The 4,889-nt window shown below is 72.4% G+C and carries 5 protein-coding genes; 3 read left to right on the forward strand and 2 right to left on the reverse strand.

What is annotated here, in order from left to right; genetic code table 11:
- Positions 1–65: 65 nt before the first annotated feature.
- Positions 66–710: a VOC family protein gene (locus ABD172_RS10635; RefSeq protein WP_344309464.1), complete on the reverse strand. Its 645-nt coding sequence runs from the start codon at positions 708–710 to the stop codon at positions 66–68.
- Positions 711–955: 245 nt separating this feature from the next.
- Positions 956–1,444: an inorganic diphosphatase gene (locus tag ABD172_RS10640; protein ID WP_344309466.1), complete on the reverse strand. Its 489-nt coding sequence runs from the start codon at positions 1,442–1,444 to the stop codon at positions 956–958.
- A gap of 132 nt (positions 1,445–1,576) precedes the next feature.
- Here ABD172_RS10640 and dacB point away from each other — a divergent pair, with 132 nt between their 5' ends.
- The 3 genes from dacB to tilS all read left to right on the forward strand — a co-directional run.
- Complete coding sequence (dacB, locus tag ABD172_RS10645; RefSeq protein WP_344309468.1) at positions 1,577–3,124, forward strand: D-alanyl-D-alanine carboxypeptidase/D-alanyl-D-alanine endopeptidase; 1,548 nt, start codon at positions 1,577–1,579, stop codon at positions 3,122–3,124.
- A complete protein-coding gene (locus ABD172_RS10650) occupies positions 3,121–4,164 on the forward strand; it encodes a zinc-dependent metalloprotease (RefSeq protein ID WP_344309470.1) in 1,044 nt (347 codons plus the stop codon). Before dacB ends, ABD172_RS10650 begins: the two co-directional genes overlap by 4 nt.
- The coding region (tilS, locus tag ABD172_RS10655; protein ID WP_344309472.1) for a tRNA lysidine(34) synthetase TilS at positions 4,161–4,889 on the forward strand (729 nt) is incomplete at its 3' end. The genes ABD172_RS10650 and tilS, both read left to right, overlap by 4 nt.

The following is a 4,889-nucleotide window of genomic DNA, read 5'->3' on the forward strand; positions in this document are numbered from 1 at the left end:
CGCCGCCCCCTGAGCAGGGAGCGGCGCCTCGGGCGTCGTCGGGGACCGGCAGGAGCCGGGGACCCTCAGAGGGTGACGGGACCGTTCGGGGTCCGGAGCGTCACGGCCATGAGTCCGGGGGCGGCGTGCGGAGCGGTCCAATCGATGTTGATCTCCGGAATGGGCTTCGGTACGTCGGTGCCGAGCCATTCGCGCAGGCGGTCGCGGTTGCCGGCGATCTGGAGGGCGTCGATCTCGACACCCGTCCCGGTACCGCGTGCGGAGGGGTGCTGGTCCTTCGCGGAGATCCAGTGGATGAAGTACGGCAGCTGTGGATCCGCGATGAGTCCCTTGACCCCGATCTGCTTCCAGCGCAGTTCCACGCCGGTGTCCGGAGGAGTGCGGTTGCCGTCCACCGCCTTGCGTTCGAGACGGTCCTCGACGGCGTCGAGGTCCGTGACGCCCACGCACCACCCCATCCAGCCACCGCCGAGCTCACTGCGGGCGCGCACGGCCTGGCCGTAGGGGGTGGAGAGGGAAGCCGGGTGTTCGAGGGCTTCGACCACTTCGATGTAGTGGCCCGATTCCAGGGGGAAGATGAGGTTGCGGGTTCCGAACCGGGGGTGAACCCCGCCGTCGTAGTACTCGATTCCCAGCTGTGCCGAGATTCGATCAGCGGTGGCGCGATACCCATCCGGTTCGCTTGCGAAAGACACGTGATCGAGATGCATATCGGAACGATTGCACACGCGCGCGAGCACTGCTTGTTAGGCTTACCTCATTTGAAGTGCGTGATAAGGCTCACAACCGGCGGCGCAGGTCCCGAGTGCCGGTCACGCCTGTGACCTGCAGTTTTACCCCGTACGGAACAGTGCCCGTTGCAGAGGGTTCCGATTGAGGGCACAAAGCGGCCCCGGTGCATCAGGTCGTCCTGGTGCACCGGGGCCGCTGTGCCGCCGAGGCCGGTCCGTCGGGGTCAGTGACCCTCGGCCTTGAAGCGCTCGATCGACTCGTTCACGATGCGCTCGGCCTCCTCGCGGTTCTCCCACGTCGAGCCCTTGACGAACTTGCCCGGCTCGAGGTCCTTGTAGTGGACGAAGAAGTGCTCGATCGCGTCGAGGGTGAATGTGTCGACGTCGGTGATGTCCTGGATCGCGTCGAAGCGCGGGTCGCCGGCGAGCACCGCGAGGACCTTGTCGTCACCGCCGGCCTCGTCCTCCATGCGGAACACGCCGATCGGACGCGCGTCGACACCGCAGCCGGGGAACACGGACTCGTGGAGGAGCACGAGGACGTCGAGCGGGTCGCCGTCCTCACCGAGGGTGTCGTCGAAGAAGCCGTAATCGGTCGGGTACGCCATCGAGGTGTACAGGTAGCGGTCGAGCTTGACCTTGCCGGTCTCGTGGTCGACCTCGTACTTGTTGCGGGATCCCTGCGGGATCTCGATCGTGGCGAGAAGTTCCATGAATGCTCCTTGGGTGCGAAGGCGGCCCGGGTGGGACCGCCTGCCGGGTTCCGGTTGCCGGAGCCCAGCATAGTAGGCACCGCCCGCACGTCCGCGCAGAGCTCGTGCCCTCCGAGGTCCTAGCATGGGGGCGTGGAACAGACGCCGAGCAGACGACCCCGCGGAGCCGAACGGCGCCGGTCCGCCCGTCGGGGTGGAGCAGGGGCCGCGGCCGGCACCGGTGCCCGGACACCTGTGAAGGCGCGCCGCAACCGGAGGGTGTGGGGCGCCTCGGCGGGGGTGCTCGTTCTCGCGCTCGCCGCGTACGGCACCGCGGACGCCCTCGATCGGGTCCCCGGTGTCCTCACCCTCGCACCCGAGGTCGTCGCCGACCCTCTCCCGCACCCCACCGTCTCCGGCCTCGCGGCCGGGAGTTCCTGGGACGCCGAGGCGCTCGCCGCGGCCCCGGCGGACGCCCCGGTCCCGCAGGGCCTCGCCGGGATCCTCGACCCGATGCTCGACGACGACCGACTCACCGGGCCGGTCGGTGCCGAGATCCGCGACGCCGCCACGGGGGAGGTCCTGTACGCCCGGAACCCGGACGCCGGGCACACGCCGGCCTCGACGACGAAGATCGTCACCGCGGCGGCGGCCCTCGGGACCCTCGGCTCGCAGACGACCTTCACGACGAGTGCGCGGGCGAGCGCGGTCGATGCGGAGGCCGGCACCGCCGTCGTCCACCTCGTCGGCGGCGGTGACGTCCTCCTCGGCACGGGTGCCTCGGACGCGACCCGGGTGAACGGGCGGGCAGGGCTCGGGACCCTCGCGGCGGACGCCGCCGAAGCCCTCGGTGAAGCTGGAGTCACGCGGGTGGAGCTCGCGGTCGACACGTCCCGGTACACGGGCCCGGCGTTCAATGCCGGTTGGGAACGCGTCGACATCTCCAACGGCTTCATCACCCGGATCGTCCCGCTCATGGTGAACAGTGGCGCGACCCCGGCCGAAGGGGACCACGCGCGATCGCAGACCCCGGAGAAGGACGCGCTGGGTGCCTTCGCCACCGCTCTCACGGTCGCGGGCATCACCGTCACCGGTCAACGCGACGAGCCCGTGCCCGCACCTGCGGACGCCGTCGACCTCGCCGCGGTGGAGTCCGCTCCGGTGTCCGCGGTGACCGAGTACTTCCTCCAGCACTCCGACAACGTCGTCGCGGAGGTCGTCGGCCGGGAGGTGGCCCTGGCGCTCGGGCACGAGGGCTCGGGTGCCGCGGCGCCCGGAGCGGTCCTCGAGGCGCTCGGGACGCAGGGGCTCGACGCGGGGTCGATCCACCTCGCGGACGTCTCCGGTCTCGACTACGCGAACCGGATCTCCGCCCACGACCTCGTCTCCCTCCTCGGGGCGGCCGCACAGTCCGACGGTGACCTCTCGCTCCTCGCACCGGCACTCCCGGTCGCCGGCCTGACAGGGACTCTCGCGGAACGCTTCGTCGACGAGGAGTCCCGCGCCGGTGCCGGGGTCGTCCGGGCGAAGACCGGCACGCTCAGCACCGTCACGTCCCTCGGTGGCACGATCCTCACCGCGGACGATCGGCTCCTCGTCTTCGCGATGCTCTCGAGCAACCTCCAGCGGGGGACCGCCGGAGGAGCACGCACGGTCCTCGACGACGCGGTGGCGCGGGTCGCCGCCTGCGGGTGCTCGTGACCGGGTCGTCCGGGCGCCCCGCGCCGTCGCTCCGTACCGCGTTGACCGCCCGTGCCGCCACGCGGACGGCACGGGAACTCATGCCCGTCTCCGCCGTCCCGGACCCGGAGGTCGCCCGGACTCTCGTGGCGGACCTCCGGGACGCCGCGGCGACGGCGACCGATCTCGTCCTCGACATCATGCGGCTCGATCCCGGCACGGAGGACCGGGCGCGGAACACGGTGGCGGCCGGGGAGATCGTCGTGGTCGACCGACTCGGATGGGCCGGGGCGAACGCCCGGATGTTCGCCGGTCTCCTCCCGGAGGAGGCGCGCGGAGGGGCGCTCGGGACCGTGCAAGCCGCGCTGGCGCGGGGCGCCGGCACCGTCACGGGTGCGGAGCTCGGGGCGGCCCTCGCCTTCCTCGGTCCCCGGGTCCTCGGCCAGTTCGATCCCTTCGGGGCGGGCCGCGGAGCCGATGCGGGAGGCGCGGGGCGCGGGGAGTCCGGGGCCGGTCGATTGCTGCTCGTCGCCCCCAACGTCCTCGAACACGAACGGGCACTCGCCGCGAAACCCCGGGACTTCCGCCTCTGGGTCGCGCTCCACGAACGCACGCACCAGGTCCAGTTCGCCGCCGCCCCCTGGCTGCGGGAGACCCTCCGGTCCCACACGAGTGCCCTGCTCGCCGCGGGGCCCGACCTCGACCCGGCACGCCTCGACGCCGTCATCACGCTCATGAGCGTGCTCGAGGGCCACGCGGACGTCGTCATGGACGCGGTGCCGCGGCGCACGCTGCCCTCGGGCAGGCGCCTGCGGAAGGCATTCGACGCCCGCCGTTCCGACACCTCCTCGGGCATCGCGCGGCTTCTCGGTTCCCTGCTCGGGCTCGAGGGGAAACTCGCCCAGTACACGCAGGGAGCCGAGTTCGTCCGCGCGGTCGTGCGGGAACGCGGGCACGTGGGTCTGCGACCGTTGTGGGACGAGCCGTCGTGTCTTCCGACAGCGGAGGAGCTCGCGGACCCGGAGCAGTGGCTGCGCCGAGTACCGGGGAGCGGCGCATGACGGACCCGCACTCGCAGGCCGGTCGGAGGCCACGGCTCGACCCCGCGACGGCGCGGATCCGGAACGCGGTCCGTGAAGACCTCGCGACGGTGGGGGAACCGAGTCTGTTCCTCGTCGGCATCTCCGGCGGGGCCGATTCCATGGCGCTCGCCGCCGCGTGCGCGTTCCTGCAGGGCACGGACGGTCATGCGTTCCTCGGAGTCACCGTCGACCACGGTCTCCAGGCGGACTCCGCGGAGGTCGCCGCCCGGACCCGTGACCGGGTGCGGGCGCTCGGGCTCGACCACGTCGTCGTCCGAGCCGAGGTGACTCCGGGCCGGGAGGGGCTCGAGGCGGCAGCGCGGACCGGTCGGTACACCGCGCTCGCCCGGGTCGCCGAGGACCGCGGTGCGTGTGCCGTCCTCACCGGGCACACCCGCGAGGACCAGGCGGAGACCGTCCTCCTCGGCCTCGCCCGCGGGTCCGGTGCCCGCGCCCTCACCGGAATGTCCGTGAGCGGCACGGTGCACGGCGTGGCGGTCCGGCGCCCCCTCCTCGACGTGTCGCGTGCCGACACCCGCGCCAGTTGCGCCGCCCGCGACATCCCGGTCTGGGAGGACCCGATGAACGAGGACCCCCGCTACGCCCGCGTCCGGGTCCGGCACACCGTGCTGCCGGTGCTCGAGGAGGAACTCGGCCCCGGGATCGCCGAGGCGCCCCCCCCCCCCCCCCCCCCCCCCCCCCCC

Origin of the sequence: Brevibacterium samyangense, assembly GCF_039529845.1 — a bacterium.
In the GTDB taxonomy this organism is placed as follows: Bacteria; Actinomycetota; Actinomycetes; order Actinomycetales; family Brevibacteriaceae; genus Brevibacterium; species Brevibacterium samyangense.

Excerpts from the sequence above, each read along its gene's own strand:
- ABD172_RS10640 (WP_344309466.1), bottom strand. The coding sequence starts at position 1,444 with ATGGAACTTCTCGCCACGATCGAGATCCCGCAGGGATCCCGCAACAAG.
- ABD172_RS10635 (WP_344309464.1), bottom strand. The coding sequence starts at position 710 with ATGCATCTCGATCACGTGTCTTTCGCAAGCGAACCGGATGGGTATCGC.